The following is a 14,569-nucleotide window of genomic DNA, read 5'->3' as shown; positions in this document are numbered from 1 at the left end:
TGTTGTTTCATGCATGCCGAAAAGCGTGCGCGGTTTTCGGGCGACATCCCACTCTAACTCTTTGATTTAGAGGCGGTTCAGATTTCAGGTCAATTCGGCTTGAACGGAAAAGCGCTGTGCGCTTTGCCCGGAGTTGCTTTAGCTTCGGCTCGCCTCGGCTTCATGGTCCTCCTGCAGCAGTTCCAGAAGGTGGGCGCGAGCCCGACTGATTCGACTCTTCACGGTTCCTATCTCACAACAGCAGATTTCGGCGATTTCTTCGTAGCTGCTGCCGGTGGCAACAAGCTCGATCGCGATACGGTGCGTCGGCGAAAGATGACGCACCGCAACCTCGACGTCTTGGGCATGCAATGATGTCATCTGTGTCGATCGAACAGGAATATCGAACGATCCGGTATCGACGAGCATACTGATAGCCTCGCGTTTGCGACGCTGGTAGCTGGTGATGAAAGTATTGCGCAGTATGGTGAAAAGCCAGGATTTCAGCCTCGTGCCCTCTTGGAACTGATCGAGGTGGCTGAGTGCCTTGACGACCGTCTCCTGAACCAGGTCATCGGCATCCGCTTCATTTCGTTCGAACCGGCGCGCGAAAGTTCGCAATGCGGGTATATGTGCTGTTATTTCATCGGCAAGGCACGATCGACCGGACAATTGATCGGACATGATCTTCTCCTGAGATGTCAGTGCCTGACTCCCGGCGACCGCAAATGTTCCGCCGGGAAAATGAAGACGGGAAATAATTCGGCGCCACAGGACCGGACGCGTCGCCGAAAGATCTGATTCTGGCGGCTGTTTGGGAACACATCATCCGATGCGTAGTTCTACGATGCGAAGTTCTACGGAGCGGAGCGACCAAGGAGACAACCAATGAGACACCTCGCCATAGCTTCCATTGCCCTGATGCTCGCAACCCCAGCGTTCGGCCAGTCCGCGGCAGAAAAATCAGGCGTGAATTCTCTGATCGGTGCTGCGCCCAAGACGCAGGACTTTGTTCAGGAGGCTGCTACCAGCGACATGTTCGAAATCGCATCGAGCAAGCTTGCCCTCGAGCGTTCGGACGATGCGACCAAAACCTTTGCCCAGCAGATGATTACCGATCATCAGAAAACCAGCGAGGAACTGAAAGGGCTCGTCGACAACGGCAAGGTGCAGGCGACATTGCCGACCGACATGACGTCCTCGCAGCAAGACATGCTCAAGAAGCTGCAGGGCCTAAAAGGTGATGATTTCACCAAGCAATATCGCTCGGATCAGGAGGAGGCACATGAGGATGCTGTCGATCTCTTCAAGCGCTATGGCGAGGAGGGAGAGAACGCTGATCTCAAGGCCTGGGCGGCATCGACGCGGCCTGCGCTCGAGCATCATCTGCAGATGGCCGAAGAGCTCAACAAATAAACGCAAGGAGAGAAGCCATGAGCGACTATCCTTCTCCGCCCTTCCCGTCACAGAAGCAGCCGATGCCCGGACATACGGCCAAGATGGATCCGCTTCCCGATCATGGTGAAGACAGCTACCGCGGATCGGGAAGACTGGACGGCAAGTGCGCCATCATTACCGGAGCCGACAGTGGCATCGGTCGCGCTGTTGCCATCGCTTATGCCCGTGAAGGCGCCGATATTGTCATCTCCTATCTGAATGAAGATGAAGACGCCGAGGATACGAAACGGCTGATCGAGGAAGCCGGCAGAAGGGCGGTCCTCATCAGCGGCGACATCCAGGATCCGACGCATTGCCGGGCGATCGTCGATACTGCTGTCAAGGAATTCGGCGGAATAGACATTCTCGTCAACAATGCCGCCCATCAGGCAGTTTTCAATAGCATCGACGAGATCACCGATGAGGAATGGGAACTGACGTTCAAGGTCAACATCCACGCGATGTTTTACCTTACCAAGGCGGCGGTGCCACATATGAAACCAGGCAGCGCAATCATAAACACGGCATCGATCAATTCCGACAATCCCAATCCGACGCTGCTTGCCTACGCAACGACGAAGGGCGCTATACAGAATTTCACGGCGGGCCTTGCCCAGCTTCTTGCTGAAAAGGGGATTCGTGCAAACGCTGTCGCTCCGGGACCGATCTGGACGCCTCTCATCCCGTCGACTTTACCTGAAGATTCCGTCACCAACTTCGGTAAGCAGGTTCCAATGAAGCGGCCGGGCCAGCCCGCGGAGCTTGCTACCGTCTACGTCATGCTCGCCGACCCGCTGTCGAGCTATGTCTCCGGCACGATGATCGCGGTTACGGGAGGCAAACCATTGCTCTAAAGCTTTTTGCATGAACAGCGATTGACGCGATCCGCTTTAGAGCCGGATGATTTCAGGTCGAATCGACCTGAAATCTCTTTATGCGACGTGCACAGGGTCATTCAACCAGACCGGATGTCGCGCATGACCATTCCGCTTTCTGGCAGTGCAGGCATTCGGCTGAGATCGATGCTCAAGTCCTGCAACGGAACGTCATAACGCAGCCTGGTGCACAGCAGTCGGACCGTTTCCTTGAGAAGGGCGATCGTCAGCCATTCGCCGGGACAACGATGATTGTCCTCAAAGCTGCCAGCTCCCTGCGCGACGTACTCATAGGGATCACCTTTCCAGGAAAGGAAGCGCTCCGGCCTGAATTCATCCGGGTTTTCCCAGCTTGCGGCGTGATGGTTTGTCCCATACAGATCAAGGATCACCCATTGGCCAATCTTGAAGTGGTGAGCCTTCCAGTCGAATTCCTCCGCGACCCTGCCGCCGATAACCGGAAAAAACGGATAGAAGCGACGGACCTCTAACACGAAACTTTCGACATCTTCCGCATCGCCGGCGCGGATCCGCTCGACCCAGGCGGGCTGCTGATGGAGAGCAAGGGCCGCAAAGACAGCGAACCGGTCGATCGCCACGGTCGGTCGCAGGACATTCAGAAGCTCAACGGCGGCCTCGGCAAGATCGAGCTCCTTTCCATCAATATCGCGATGGTGAGCGATGATCGATAAAGGGCTGGCTTCCTGAGCGGAAGGCTGACCCTCCCTCGCCTGTTTCACAACTGAACGCGCCCAGGCTTCGCTCCGGTTACGAAGACGTCGCGCCCGCCAGTTGGCCGGCCCCAAGCTTCTCGCGTCATCGACCATTGCTGCAAATTCAAGGGTTCGATCGCCGATCTCGTTCTCGGGAAGCGGCACACCCGCCCAGGCAAGAGCGGTCCGGGTCAGCACCCTTCGGATTTCGTCGTGGAAACGGATCTGGGGAACTGTCTTCCAGGCGTCCGCCGCAGCTTCGAATTGATGGGAGAAGATCTCAACCGCTCGCTGCAAGGAAGCTGCACCCATCATCCTCATGAACATCAGTTTGCGCTTGCGGTGTTCGGCACCATCAAGGGCCTGAACGCTACCCTCATCCTGCAGGAGATGAAGGACAGATCTCGGCATTGCATTCTTGCGTGAAAAGCGGCTGCCTCCGTAGAAGACCTCTGCCGCGTCGGCCCCGCGCATGCAAATGACGGGTGAAAGCATTATTCGGGTGCTGAACGCATCCACACCGAGCCGGTCACAGACGCTGGAGATGAAGGTGTAGCCTTCCCGAAGAAACAAAAGGGAACTGTCGAACGCGGCATGAGGTATACCGTCGCTCGTTGGGCGGTTTGATCCTACTTTCCACATTGTCAGGCTCCATCACCGGCTTGGCGGATGCCGGCCGTCGCACCTGGACGCTCGGCCGAGATCCGTGCTTCCGGTAGCCGAGCAGGCGTGCCGTCCTGAAGCCCGAACTCGCTGTCGAGATATTGGTTCCACCGGGCATGGCCCTCGCAGAACCGATTGCAGACTTCAAGAATCCCCGTGATCAGCTGCGATCTGGAATGGAACAACCTAAGGCCAAGCACTTATCGGTTGAAGGACCCGCGGCCGCAGTGGCATCATCGTCTTCCATGCCGGATTAAGCGGTTAAGGTGGGGCACAACGCCTCGGCGCCGTGCGGTGCAGCTTTCGCAATCACCCAAATGAAAGTTCCGCATGAATTTCCTGCCTTGGCCAGGGTCCCGAAAGTTCCCTGACTTCTGGAACAACCGAAAGCGGGATGAGTTAAGCCCTGGTACGGATTTGTGCCACCACCATTACGAACGAACATCGCAAACGACGGTTTGCGACATCTTGATGAGCCATAATGACCAGTGATTCCAGGAAAGATCCAATCCAGGCGCAGGCAACGTCGCAACCGGAGCGCAGGAAGCGATTGAACGCCGGCCGGCTGATCATTGTGCTGTTGGTGATTGTCGCCGTGACCGCATTCAGTCTCTACCTGATCTTGAACGTGTTCATGACCGCGCATAGCGGGTGAGACGATCAGAGCTCCCGAGTTGGGACACCTTTAAGCCCATGCCGGACCGCTACACGTCAAGCCGAGTGGCACCGATAACAGGAAGGCCCGAGACACATTCTCGTCCATCTTCGACAAAGGAGTAAAGACCAATGAAGCATAAGCAACCCAAAGATGGCGCTCCCGGCACCACGGATCAGTGGCCGCGCTGGGAGGGACCGCAGGGCTCCAAGCCGGCTGGCTACTTGCGTGCCAAGGACGATGTCGAGAAAAGCCGCGACGCGAATTCGGAAAACCTGAATGACCCAAAGGTCAGAAGAGTTTCCGATGCCTTGAAACAGAAGGGAGACGACTGAATAGCACGCTCTTGACAAACGGTTCAGTCCTCGGAGGGCTTGATCAGACGCTCGAGAAGTCCCTTCAGCTCGGGCTCCAAAACGCGCAATGCCGCCTCTTCGGGAGAGACCCATGCGGTTTTGCGCTCCTTGTGCTCCGGGAACTTCGCACGGACCTTGTTGACCGTGACAGGATGGACCATCACCCGAGCGACGACCGCTCGTCCGTCCGCCAGGATTTTCCGATAGGTGAAGTGCCCAACGGGCTTTTTCTTCGCCCTGCCCTTTACCCCCGCCTCCTCCCAGGCTTCCCGTTCTGCGACCCGATGGGCGTGGACTCCCTTGATTGGCCAACCCTTGGGTATCGTCCAGCGGCGTGTCTGCCGCGTTGTAATGATCAACACCTGATCTGATCCCTCCGGACCGGCCCGAACGCAAAGGGCCCCAAACTGCTGCACGGACTCGTCGGCTGCGACAGCCTCCTCGTCCGCTACCGGCCCTCTTTTTGCTTCTACAGCATTCACTTCCGGCACAACTATCTTTGCCGTCATGGGTTTATTCCGTGCGTTCGATCACTCCCGTCTAACCGCAGATCAGGAAGCTTGTTCCATGCCCGCCAGTGGCCTAGGCGGCTTCGCGAAGGCAGCCGATGCCGAGCGGGTTTGATCTCGCCGGTTGCTCAGCAAGGACACACCTAGTAGCTGCTTTGACGTACCGCCGGCGCCTCACACAAATCGGTCGTGTTTCCGCGTTGCTCCGGCAATTGCCGACGAGCCAAATTGGCACTGCAATCACCCTGTCCCGCATCACAGCCATTACCTGTGGGCACTGTTGTTCTTATCAGGCTTGGCTGCGTTAAGGTTGTAATGCTGGCCTTCCGGAACGGCGATCGATCGGAAGTCCTTGGCGAGCCGATGAAGTTGTGCGCCCATGTGAGGCCCTTTCACCGGCCTGCCGTGCCCGGTTATGACGAGATCGGGCTCCAGCGCGGCCAACAAAGCGACGGATCGCTCGGCCTCTTCCCAGTCCGGAGTCAGGTAACGCGGCGGACCGTGCATCTCCGGCTTCTGCGTAATGACCTCGTAGATCGACTCCTGCCCTGTCGTGATGATGGCATCGCCAGCGATCAGCGTCCGGTCGCTTTCATGCCAAAGCGAGATATGACCGGGCGCGTGCCCCGGCGTATGCAGCCATCTCCAGTCCGGCATCCCAGGCACCGTTTGATCAGGCGGAAGCGCTTCGAGCCATGGACTGACGTCGATCGGTGAGCGTGGGAAAAGCGGCGACAGAAGCGCCATCGCGCCGCCGCCGACGAAAGGATCGGCAGGTGGATATGAGGCTTGGCCATTGAGATACGGAAACTCCAGAGGATGCGCATAGACCGGCACGTCCCAGCGCCGCACCAAAGTCTCCAGTGATCCCGCATGGTCGAAATGACCGTGGGTCACGATAATCGCCAAAGGACGCATATCCCGCCCGAAACGGTGCGTCGCGGACTCGATAATAGCGTTGGCCGATGTCGGAAGGCCGGTGTCGATCAGCACCCAGTGACGGCCCTGCGCCGGGGCACCGTAAAAGATCGCATTGACGATCGAAAACCGGCGATAGGCAAGATCCGGTGCAAACACCAGTGTTTCGGAACCGGCCTCTGTGGTTTCGGCCAAATCCTCATCTGAGAGCGCGAGCTGAACGGTCATGGCAGTCTCCTTGAACGACATGCAGCAAACTTCGATGCGATTTCAAAGTTCCTTATTCGCAGGTGCCGTTCCACTTTTTTGGAAGATTGTGCTGGCGTCAAAATAGCCCGTGCGCACATGGTTCCACGCGGCAGTGGACGATCGTCAATACTCTCGAAGAAAACCGCTGGGCTTTGTGGATGTTGAACGATCGCGGCCGATGGAACTTCCGGTGACGTTCAGGATTATTGCAAGGAAAAGGAGGATTCCCAACATGCCGCGACCACATGAATCACCGGCCGTCCAGTCGATGAAACGCGAGCAGGCCGCCCGGAGCAACCGTCCTTCAAAGGACGAACTAGATAAGGGACTTGAAGACACCTTTCCTGCGTCCGATCCCGTTTCCATGACACATACTGCGATTCCGTCCGGAAGAGCCGACGCCCGGGCGGCTGAACAGGTAAAAGTTCAGCCGGATCTTCAGACGCTCGACGAGGAGTACCCGCTTGTCGACGATGCCCTCCGTGCGCGGCGGCTCAACCGTGCCGAGATTAAGGGCCCGCGCTCAGAGATGGCCAAGGCGGATGAGAGCGAGTTTACACGCGACATCGAGAACTGGATCCGGCAAAGGCCTCTGGTTGTGCTCGGCGTCGTCGCTGCGCTCGCCTATATGTGGGGAGCGACGCGTTAAACGCAGGCTGAACTCAAGGGAACAAATCCCGTCGTAAGAGCGTTATGGTCTCGGACCGCCGCATTAGTCACGGCTGACACCACCGTGGCTCCATGATGCCCTCCAGGTTTAGCAGCGGAGCGACGGTCCACCTTAATCTTGATGACGTATCGTTTCCCGCAGCCTGCGGGATTTTTTATGGGATGTGACACGAGATCGCCTCACTTGGATGCACGACAGGCACGACCGATCACAGCCGCGCACGCCATTGCCGAGCCATGACGACCTGGATGCCGTGGATCGGCATACATCGACCGCCTGTGACAAGGCATCCGCTTACAGAGTCCTTCGTCCGACATGAAACTTTCTTCGCTGCCGATAGTTCGGGGGATAGGTCCTGCATCCGGGAAAGGCATGATTGATCATCATAAGAGGCATTCGACAGGCGTGAGTCCGGATGGAACTAAAGCCGAAACCGCAAGGTGCCCGCGAGTCCGGTAAAAATGGGTGGAGCGTAAAAATGACCCCTGAAGAATTTCTTCTTGTATCACGCGAGCGCGTCGATTGCTGCCGTCAGGAACTGGACCTCGAACTTCTCGTCGTCATCGAGCAGTACGAAGTGGCCGGCTTTAGCCGCAAGGAAATAATTGTAGCCCTGGCTGAGATCGTCGAACGTGAATTTGCTTCGCTTCCCGACCTGCCGCGCTTTCACTAACGCCATCATAGCACGCTGCCAGGAAAACTGCTCTTGCAGTGCCACCTTATGTTCGATTTGAGAAATTTGCCGTATTGAAAACACCGCCGACTTCGTTTGCGAACGCCGCCATCGATCGGAAGGCACCATGAACCTGCTTTCATCCGACCGCGATTTTCTGGCAACCGTACTTCACCATTTTGGCCTGGTTTTGCAAAAACGCGTTTGGCTGATTGCATTCGCCGTGGCTTGCCTGTTGATCTTGACCTTCTGGTATGTCACCCAGCCTTTTCCGCGATATGAAAGCAGTAGCGCTGCATTGCGGGCAGGCGATGCGGCCCGTGGCCAACTCGTCTTCGCTGCCGCAGACTGCGCCTCCTGTCACGCGACGCCTGGCCAGCCTGACAGGCTGAAACTCGGCGGAGGGCTGGCGCTTGAATCACCTTTTGGAACGATGAGGGTCCCAAATATCTCGCCCGACCCCGTCGACGGAATAGGCAAATGGTCTGCCATCGACCTGGCAAATGCGCTGATCTCCGGGATATCTCCCGCGGGCCGGCACTACTATCCGGCCTTTCCCTATCCCAGCTATACCGCAATGCGCCTCGAAGACATCGAGGATCTCTATGCCTATCTGCGGACATTGCCGGCCGTTTCCGGTCGACCCCCGCCGCACGATCTGCCGCTGCTGTTTCGCTTTCGGCGGCTCCTCGGCCTGTGGAAGCTGTTGTTCTTCGACGAGGGACGGTCCGAGGCCGCCCTCAACGGCGATCCCGTTCACGATCGCGGCGCCTATCTGGTTGAGACGCTCGGACATTGCGCCGAGTGCCATTCGACCCGTAATCTGTTTGGCGCTATAAGACGCGGGACACGTTTTGCGGGAGGACCGGATCCCGAGGGGTCGGGCTTCGTTCCCAACATCACGCCCGCTGGCATAGGCGACTGGTCCGAGGCGGAAATCGCAACGATGCTGAAGACCGGTGCGACGCCGCAGCACGGTCGCGTCGGGTCATCAATGGCGGATGTCGTGGCAAATTTCGCATTGCTGCCGCAAAGCGATCGCGACGCTGTGGCGCGCTACATCAAGTTGCTTCCGCCTCGGCCAACGCCGCACCCTTAATGCATGTCGCGCAAAAGTGCGCAGCGGTTTTGCGGCAACGACATGCATGAAAACAACAAGCTGAAGCCTATCGCGTGAGCCTACCTTCACGCGACAGGCTTCAGCATCACTGCGCGTAGAGATAGGCCGCCAGATGCCGCGCCTCCTGTTCGGAAATTCCCGTTGGCGGCATGGCGGTCTTCGGTGAGAAATGTTGCGGCGAGACGATCCAGCCGATGAGGTTCTGCGGCGTATTGTTGATCACTCCGCCGACATAGACCCGCTGACGTAGATTGACGAGTGGTGGGCCGACCTTCCCGTCCGCACCTGGAATTCCCGCGATCATGTGGCATCCTCCGCATCCATATCTGCGGAAGATCGCCGGCGCCAATGATGGATCACCGCCTGTCATCGCTATCGCCACCGCGTGGCGCTGCTGTCTGTCCTTGAGGACACTCGTTCCGACCCCGACCAGCAAGGCCAAAGTTGCAAGCAACAGACTGGCTGAAATTCTAAGGCGCGGGATAGCGGCTTGCATGGAGACCTCCCCTGCTCGAGTGGGCAATCCACAGGGTCAGCATCAACAGCGCAGCACCGGCATAGATGATGCCTCCCGGCACCCACATCACAAGCCCGGCCAATTGCTGATCCTCAAGCGGCGTCAGATGCCAGTCGGGCGCAGCGTGCGTCTGGGAAACGTAGGCGACCTCGGGAGACAATGCGATCAAAGCGCCGAGAAGACTGGTATGAAGCATGGTAAGAAACAGGTGCCAGGCTGCCACACCCCGATCGCTTCGCCAGATCATCGCCCACCAGAACACAACCGCCGTCAGGAAGAAGCTCAGGTGCTGCAGGCGGTGAAGCAGGATGTCTGTCACCGTTGCATCGAACAGGACTGGCGCATGCCAGGCCCATATTGCAACTCCATGCAGGATCGTTGCGGTGGACGCGGCGCTGACGGTTGCCCATGTCCTGGCGACGAACGCCGTTTTCATGGTTCTGTGCACCAGCTGTCGCATCGACCGCGGCAGGCCCCAGAGCAGCACCGCGATTGGACGTGCCACCACAAGCAAAGGAGCGGAAACGGCCATGACGAGCTCATGCTCGATCATATGAAACGTGAACAGATGCTCGCCCAAAAAGTGCAGGGGCGAGATCAGCGCTGCCACGAGCACGAGCCATCCCGTCCAATAGGCGATGCCGGAGTGGACAAGAAAGCGGTGATTGTTCAACCGTGGCAACAGCCTCATCGAACCAATGGCGAAAAGAGCGCCGGCAATGGCAATGGGTACGACAATCCAGGGATCGAAGGTCCATGGGGAGACGCCGATATGCAGCCTTGCTTCGTGCGCCGCCGCTTGATCCACGCTCATCAAAAGCAGCATGATGACACTTAGTGTTCGCATGGGCTTATCAGCAGCGTTGCCGCCCCCTGAAGTATAAGTGCGAATGCGAATGCCAGCCCGACAAGAACACTCAGCCGCATGATGAACAGGCTTGTACGCGATGCATGGGCGTGACCTCGGAAGGAGATCGATGCGGAGGCGGCTGCCATGAGGAATGCGGTGAATGTGGAGATAATCGAGCCGTACGTCGCCGAGCCGCAATCGGCATAGGGAAGCATCAGACCGAGCTGCGTGTTGATTGCCCAAATGGCCGGCGCGACAAACAATCCGCCAGATTTGGTCGCATCAGGTTTCATAGCCGTGGTACCCAATAGATGCAGGCATATATTGGAAGCCAGGTGAGGACGACAAAGTTCCAATAAAGGCCGTTATCTTCCACATCACCATAGCGACGGGTGTTGTCGCCATGGCGGGAGAACATCAGGCAGGCCAGGACGACCGTGTCTATCAGATCGGTGATGAGATGCGTTGTGTGTAGCCCGAGCATTGTCCAGACAATGGAGCCATAGGCACTTTCGTCCCAGCGCACGTGCAAGGCGGAAAACTCGAAAATGCGTATCACCAAGGGCGCGGCTCCCAGGAGCGACATCACGATCAGCCCTATCCTTACGCGCTTCAGGTTTCGCTGCTGTGCCCAGTGAACCAGCAGCATGTTCGGCACGACGCTCCCAATCAGCAGCACCGTCAGTATCGCTCCCGCCGCCAGATCCGGAGGAGGCGCGTCGATCGGCCAATGCGGTGCAAGGCTCATCAGGTAGAAATAAACGGCGATCGCCAAGGCAAAGCCCGTTCCTTCGATGAGCATGAAGGCACAGGTGCCCCACCAGGTCGGACTTTTGATCCCCATGCCGTGCAAGGGCAGTTTTGAAACGTCGAGGACCATACGTTCCTTCATGACTCGTCCTCCGCCTCACCCTTTGGCCAGAACCATCCGATCAAGGCGATCGCGATGGGGATCGGGCCCCACACCACAGCCCATGGCGAAAAGATGGACCAGATGAGCATCGCTGACGTCGCCAAGGCTGCCCAGAACGGCCAGACCGAGTCCCGCGGCGATGACTCGCGCGCCTCCGGCAAGGCCTCGACAACGCTCGTGATCAAGATTTCGCGGCGATCGGTTCGCAGCCCCGACGCCACCGGGAGGGCATCCTCCTCCGACCAGAGTGGATCAGAGGCACCAACGACCGGAATCCGGCGGAAGTTGTATGGAGGTGGCGGCGAGCACGTCGCCCATTCGAGCGTCGCAGCATTCCACGGATTTTGCCCTGCAGCCTGCCCGGAGCGCCAACTGCGAACGGCGTCGACGAAGAAAACAACAAAGCCGGACGCCAGAATGAGCGCACTCAGGCTGACAAAAAGGTTGAGGCCGCTCCAGGGCAGATCCGGTTGATAGGTGTAGATGCGCCGCGGCATGCCCAGCAGGCCAAGGATGTGCATCGGGAAGAACGTGAGGTGAAAGCCGGAGAAGATGAGCCAAAATGCCCACCGGCCCAGCCTTTCGCTCATCATCTTCCCCGTCATTTTGGGAAACCAATAGTAGACGGCCCCCACCAGCGGGAAGACGGCCCCGCCGATCAGCACGTAATGAAAATGTGCCACGACGAAATAAGTGTCATGCACCTGTGTGTCGAATGGAACCGAGGCGACCATGACCCCCGTGAGGCCGCCAATCACAAATGTGACAATGAAGCCGATGACGAACAAAAGAGGCGTCTTGAATATTGGCCGCCCCGCCCACAACGTTGCAAGCCAGCAGAAGATCTGAATGCCCGCCGGAACCGCGATCGACATGCTGGAAGCGGTAAAGAAGCTTTCTCCGAGCCGTGGCAGCCCGACCACAAACATGTGATGCACCCATAGCCCGAAGGACAGCACGCCCGTGGCGATCAGCGCCATCACCAGCGGCAGATAGCCGAAGACCGGACGCTGGACGAAGGTCGGAAGGATCGTCGAAACCATGCCGACTGCTGGCAGGAATATGATGTAAACCTCCGGATGACCGAAGAACCAGAACAGGTGCTGCCACAAAAGCGCATCACCGCCCTCTGCCGGATTGTAGAACTGTGTCTCCACAAGGCGATCCATGATGAGGGTCGAGCTGGCCACCATGATCGCCGGCATCGCCATGATGACGAGGAAGGCCATGACCAGCATGGACCAGACCAGGAGAGGTATCCGGTCGAGCGACATGCCCGGCGCGCGCTGCTTGAAGACGGTCACCACGATCTCGACTGCGACCGCCAGGGCCGACAATTCGGTGAAAGTGATCATCTGGGCCCAAAGATCTGCACGCTTGCCGGAACCATATTCGGGTCCCGAGAGTGGCACATAGGCGAACCAGCCGACATCCGGCGCCGTGTCGAGCACAAAGGAAACCCAAAGCAACAGGCCGCCGGCCAGAAATATCCAATAGGAGAAAGCGTTCAGCCGCGGAAAGGCGATGTTTCGCGTGCCAACCATCAAAGGCACAAGATAGACGGCCATCGCCTCCATCACCGGCACCGCGAACAGGAACATCATGTTCGAGCCGTGCATCGTGAAAACCTGGTTATAGCGATCAGGGCCTATGAAGCGCGATTCCGGCTGCGCCAGCTGAAGGCGCATTGCAATCGCGAGAACGCCGCCGAGAATGAAAAATACAAACGCCGTGATAATATAGCGTCGCGCAATCACCTTGTGATCGACCGTCGCGACGGCGCCCCAGAAACCTCGCCGGGAGGACCATGTCCGCGCCAGTTGCCGGTCAAGTCCCGCATCGTCCAGATCGACATCCATCGCTCTCGATCTCTGCTCGATCGTCATTTAAGACTTTCCATATAAGCCGAAAGCTGCCGCAATTCGTCACCGGAGAGCGCAACGAGAGGCATGTTGTTTCCGGGCTTGAGCGTTTGCGGGTCAGCAATCCATGCGGAGATCGAACCACGCGTGTTCTCCAGCAGTCCTGCTGCAATTGTCCGACGGCTGCCGATATGGGTAAGGTCGGGACCGGTCGTGCCGGAGGCTTCGGTACCACGGATCGTGTGACAGGCCGCACATTGTCTCGTCATGAATACCGCCTTGCCTGCGACCGCGTCCGGGTCCTGTGGCTCTAACCCCGCTTTGCGCTGCGCATCCGCCCATTCCAGGTAGCTTTCCTCGTCCTCCGCGATGACGAAAAAAGCCATGTGACTGTGCTGGAGACCGCAGAATTCGGCGCATTGACCCCGATAGACGCCCGGCCGCTCCGCACGAAAGACGAGCGTATTCATTCGCCCAGGGATCAGATCCTGTTTGCCCGCAAGGCTCGGCACCCAGAAGGAATGAATGACATCGGTGCTTTCAAGCCGCACCCGCACGTTTTTTCCGACAGGAATATGGAGCTCGTTGGCGGTCTGGAAAGACGGCGCCTGGTCCGGATTCACATAGATGAACTGCCACCACCATTGCTGGGCGCGGACATGGACCGTCAGGTCGGCGTCCTGGGCCTGGTCGAGGCCGCGTGTCGCATAGAAGCTCATGATTGTCATGCCGGTGATAATGCACACTGTGAGAGCGACGGCTCCTGAAACCGCGAGCCGCATTCTTCGATCCAAGACTTCAGCATCGACGCCCTGCCTGCGACGGACAAGAGGCCAGATGAGGGCGACCATCACGGCGATCCAGACAGCCGCGCAGATCGCAACGATCCATAGAATGAGATCTTTGAGGAGAATGGCGGATTGGCCTTGTGCATTCAGCACGGACTGGCTGCTGCTGCATCCGAACAGCGCGATCAGGACCGGGAACAGGATCGAGGCTCTGCTCAAGGCGAAGGCCCCTGCTCCGGATGAAGAGGAACCGGTCCCTCCTCGAAGAGGATCGAAGCCGGCGCCCGATTTTCCGCCGGCCGGGTGTGGCGGTCGTCGTTTCTGCTTGGCGCTGTCGTCCTTGGCGAATAGGCTCCCATGGCTTTGACATAACCTGCGAGCTGCCAGATCTGATCGATGGTCATCCTGCCGCCGAATGCCGGCATCCCATGGGGGCGCCCGTCGCGAATAGAAGCGGCGATGGAGACCATCGAAGGTCCGTAGAGCCACCATCCGTCCAGAAAGGATGGCCCTTTACCACCTTGCCCGTCGCCATGACAGGACGGGCAGCCGAACCACGAGTAGAGGCGCTTGCCTTGGCCGAGGTCATAGGCAGTCCTTTCGTAAGGCATATCGAGCGCGAAATAGACTTCCGGCGGAGCGCCGCCGATGCCGTTCGGCATCAATCTCAGTTCCTCGAGAGCCGCTGAGACCGGCGGATCGGTGCGATATTGGCGGGGCTGGCGTGAAAGACCGATGACGGCCGCGGCGCCGACCATTACTGCGACGGAGCCGATCAGGGGGACCAGCGTGGAACCTTTACCTGAGCCAGTCGGCGACATC

General features: G+C 58.3%; 18 protein-coding genes. 6 read left to right on the top strand and 12 right to left on the bottom strand.

Annotated elements, in window-relative coordinates:
- Positions 1-138 precede the first annotated feature (138 nt).
- A complete protein-coding gene (locus tag AAE029_RS00210; protein WP_371070768.1) occupies positions 139-663 on the bottom strand; it encodes a sigma-70 family RNA polymerase sigma factor in 525 nt (174 codons plus the stop codon).
- Positions 664-867: 204 nt separating this feature from the next.
- Between AAE029_RS00210 and AAE029_RS00205 the strand changes: the two genes are divergently transcribed.
- Together AAE029_RS00205 and AAE029_RS00200 are read left to right on the top strand one after the other, a co-directional pair.
- Positions 868-1,395 (top strand): DUF4142 domain-containing protein, encoded by a 528-nt coding sequence (locus tag AAE029_RS00205; RefSeq protein WP_371070767.1) that lies wholly within the window; start codon positions 868-870, stop codon positions 1,393-1,395.
- Positions 1,396-1,412: 17 nt separating this feature from the next.
- Positions 1,413-2,270, top strand: coding sequence for an SDR family oxidoreductase (locus AAE029_RS00200; RefSeq protein WP_371070766.1), 858 nt, complete (start codon positions 1,413-1,415; stop codon positions 2,268-2,270).
- 101 nt (positions 2,271-2,371) lie between these two features.
- Here the strand turns inward: AAE029_RS00200 and AAE029_RS00195 are convergent, their stop codons facing one another.
- On the bottom strand, positions 2,372-3,415 hold the full coding sequence (locus AAE029_RS00195) for a cytochrome P450 (protein ID WP_371070765.1): 1,044 nt from the start codon (positions 3,413-3,415) through the stop codon (positions 2,372-2,374).
- Positions 3,416-4,148: 733 nt separating this feature from the next.
- Here AAE029_RS00195 and AAE029_RS00190 point away from each other — a divergent pair.
- Together AAE029_RS00190 and AAE029_RS00185 are read left to right on the top strand one after the other, a co-directional pair.
- A complete protein-coding gene (locus AAE029_RS00190; RefSeq protein ID WP_371070764.1) occupies positions 4,149-4,322 on the top strand; it encodes a hypothetical protein in 174 nt (57 codons plus the stop codon).
- Between the two features lie 131 nt (positions 4,323-4,453).
- Positions 4,454-4,657 carry a hypothetical protein gene (locus AAE029_RS00185; RefSeq protein ID WP_371070763.1) on the top strand — a complete coding sequence of 68 codons (204 nt, stop codon included), beginning with the start codon at positions 4,454-4,456 and terminating at the stop codon, positions 4,655-4,657.
- 23 nt (positions 4,658-4,680) lie between these two features.
- On the opposite strand, the gene AAE029_RS00180 is transcribed toward AAE029_RS00185, so the two are convergent.
- A complete protein-coding gene (locus AAE029_RS00180; protein WP_371070762.1) occupies positions 4,681-5,187 on the bottom strand; it encodes an NUDIX hydrolase in 507 nt (168 codons plus the stop codon).
- A 264-nt stretch (positions 5,188-5,451) separates the two neighbouring features.
- Complete coding sequence (locus AAE029_RS00175) at positions 5,452-6,333, bottom strand: MBL fold metallo-hydrolase (protein ID WP_371070761.1); 882 nt, start codon at positions 6,331-6,333, stop codon at positions 5,452-5,454.
- Positions 6,334-6,586: 253 nt separating this feature from the next.
- Between AAE029_RS00175 and AAE029_RS00170 the strand changes: the two genes are divergently transcribed.
- Positions 6,587-7,003, top strand: a complete 417-nt coding sequence (locus AAE029_RS00170) for a hypothetical protein (protein WP_371070760.1) — start codon at positions 6,587-6,589, stop codon at positions 7,001-7,003.
- 526 nt (positions 7,004-7,529) lie between these two features.
- Here the strand turns inward: AAE029_RS00170 and AAE029_RS00165 are convergent.
- Entirely contained in the window at positions 7,530-7,826 is a 297-nt protein-coding gene (locus AAE029_RS00165) for a hypothetical protein (RefSeq protein WP_371070759.1), read from the bottom strand.
- Between the two features lie 61 nt (positions 7,827-7,887).
- On the opposite strand from AAE029_RS00165, the gene AAE029_RS00160 reads away from it, so the two are divergent.
- Entirely contained in the window at positions 7,888-8,796 is a 909-nt protein-coding gene (locus AAE029_RS00160) for a c-type cytochrome (protein ID WP_371071515.1), read from the top strand.
- Positions 8,797-8,902: 106 nt separating this feature from the next.
- On the opposite strand, the gene AAE029_RS00155 is transcribed toward AAE029_RS00160, so the two are convergent.
- Genes AAE029_RS00155 through AAE029_RS00125 form a run of 7 tightly spaced genes read right to left on the bottom strand, consistent with a single transcriptional unit; the run spans position 8,903 to position 14,505 of the window.
- Positions 8,903-9,313, bottom strand: coding sequence for a cytochrome c family protein (locus AAE029_RS00155; RefSeq protein ID WP_371070758.1), 411 nt, complete (start codon positions 9,311-9,313; stop codon positions 8,903-8,905).
- Positions 9,288-10,181 carry a cytochrome c oxidase assembly protein gene (locus AAE029_RS00150; protein WP_371070757.1) on the bottom strand — a complete coding sequence of 298 codons (894 nt, stop codon included), beginning with the start codon at positions 10,179-10,181 and terminating at the stop codon, positions 9,288-9,290. Before AAE029_RS00150 ends, AAE029_RS00155 begins: the two co-directional genes overlap by 26 nt.
- Positions 10,169-10,477, bottom strand: a complete 309-nt coding sequence (locus AAE029_RS00145) for a hypothetical protein (RefSeq protein WP_371070756.1) — start codon at positions 10,475-10,477, stop codon at positions 10,169-10,171. The genes AAE029_RS00150 and AAE029_RS00145 overlap by 13 nt, the downstream gene beginning before the upstream one ends.
- Entirely contained in the window at positions 10,474-11,076 is a 603-nt protein-coding gene (locus tag AAE029_RS00140; RefSeq protein WP_371070755.1) for a heme-copper oxidase subunit III, read from the bottom strand. The genes AAE029_RS00145 and AAE029_RS00140 overlap by 4 nt, the downstream gene beginning before the upstream one ends.
- Positions 11,073-12,956 (bottom strand): cytochrome c oxidase subunit I, encoded by a 1,884-nt coding sequence (ctaD, locus tag AAE029_RS00135; protein ID WP_371071514.1) that lies wholly within the window; start codon positions 12,954-12,956, stop codon positions 11,073-11,075. Before ctaD ends, AAE029_RS00140 begins: the two co-directional genes overlap by 4 nt.
- A gap of 23 nt (positions 12,957-12,979) precedes the next feature.
- Positions 12,980-13,966: a cytochrome c oxidase subunit II gene (gene coxB / locus AAE029_RS00130; protein WP_371070754.1), complete on the bottom strand. Its 987-nt coding sequence runs from the start codon at positions 13,964-13,966 to the stop codon at positions 12,980-12,982.
- Positions 13,963-14,505, bottom strand: a complete 543-nt coding sequence (locus AAE029_RS00125) for a cytochrome c (protein ID WP_371071513.1) — start codon at positions 14,503-14,505, stop codon at positions 13,963-13,965. Before AAE029_RS00125 ends, coxB begins: the two co-directional genes overlap by 4 nt.
- Between the last annotated feature and the right edge of the window lie 64 nt (positions 14,506-14,569).

The sequence above is a fragment of the Sinorhizobium sp. CB7 genome, assembly GCF_041357635.1.
In the GTDB taxonomy this organism is placed as follows: Bacteria; Pseudomonadota; Alphaproteobacteria; order Rhizobiales; family Rhizobiaceae; genus Rhizobium.
The sequence above is the reverse complement of the archived record's forward strand: the minus strand, read 5'-3'. Positions and strand labels throughout refer to the sequence as shown.

Excerpts from the sequence above, each read along its gene's own strand:
- AAE029_RS00170 (WP_371070760.1), top strand. The coding sequence starts at position 6,587 with ATGCCGCGACCACATGAATCACCGGCCGTCCAGTCGATGAAACGCGAG.
- AAE029_RS00140 (WP_371070755.1), bottom strand. The coding sequence starts at position 11,076 with ATGAAGGAACGTATGGTCCTCGACGTTTCAAAACTGCCCTTGCACGGC.
- AAE029_RS00190 (WP_371070764.1), top strand. The coding sequence starts at position 4,149 with ATGACCAGTGATTCCAGGAAAGATCCAATCCAGGCGCAGGCAACGTCG.
- AAE029_RS00180 (WP_371070762.1), bottom strand. The coding sequence starts at position 5,187 with ATGACGGCAAAGATAGTTGTGCCGGAAGTGAATGCTGTAGAAGCAAAA.
- AAE029_RS00205 (WP_371070767.1), top strand. The coding sequence starts at position 868 with ATGAGACACCTCGCCATAGCTTCCATTGCCCTGATGCTCGCAACCCCA.
- ctaD (WP_371071514.1), bottom strand. The coding sequence starts at position 12,956 with ATGGATGTCGATCTGGACGATGCGGGACTTGACCGGCAACTGGCGCGG.
- AAE029_RS00150 (WP_371070757.1), bottom strand. The coding sequence starts at position 10,181 with ATGCGAACACTAAGTGTCATCATGCTGCTTTTGATGAGCGTGGATCAA.
- AAE029_RS00200 (WP_371070766.1), top strand. The coding sequence starts at position 1,413 with ATGAGCGACTATCCTTCTCCGCCCTTCCCGTCACAGAAGCAGCCGATG.
- AAE029_RS00195 (WP_371070765.1), bottom strand. The coding sequence starts at position 3,415 with ATGCCGAGATCTGTCCTTCATCTCCTGCAGGATGAGGGTAGCGTTCAG.
- AAE029_RS00185 (WP_371070763.1), top strand. The coding sequence starts at position 4,454 with ATGAAGCATAAGCAACCCAAAGATGGCGCTCCCGGCACCACGGATCAG.
- AAE029_RS00175 (WP_371070761.1), bottom strand. The coding sequence starts at position 6,333 with ATGACCGTTCAGCTCGCGCTCTCAGATGAGGATTTGGCCGAAACCACA.
- AAE029_RS00155 (WP_371070758.1), bottom strand. The coding sequence starts at position 9,313 with ATGCAAGCCGCTATCCCGCGCCTTAGAATTTCAGCCAGTCTGTTGCTT.
- AAE029_RS00165 (WP_371070759.1), bottom strand. The coding sequence starts at position 7,826 with ATGGTGCCTTCCGATCGATGGCGGCGTTCGCAAACGAAGTCGGCGGTG.
- AAE029_RS00210 (WP_371070768.1), bottom strand. The coding sequence starts at position 663 with ATGTCCGATCAATTGTCCGGTCGATCGTGCCTTGCCGATGAAATAACA.
- AAE029_RS00125 (WP_371071513.1), bottom strand. The coding sequence starts at position 14,505 with ATGGTCGGCGCCGCGGCCGTCATCGGTCTTTCACGCCAGCCCCGCCAA.
- AAE029_RS00145 (WP_371070756.1), bottom strand. The coding sequence starts at position 10,477 with ATGAAACCTGATGCGACCAAATCTGGCGGATTGTTTGTCGCGCCGGCC.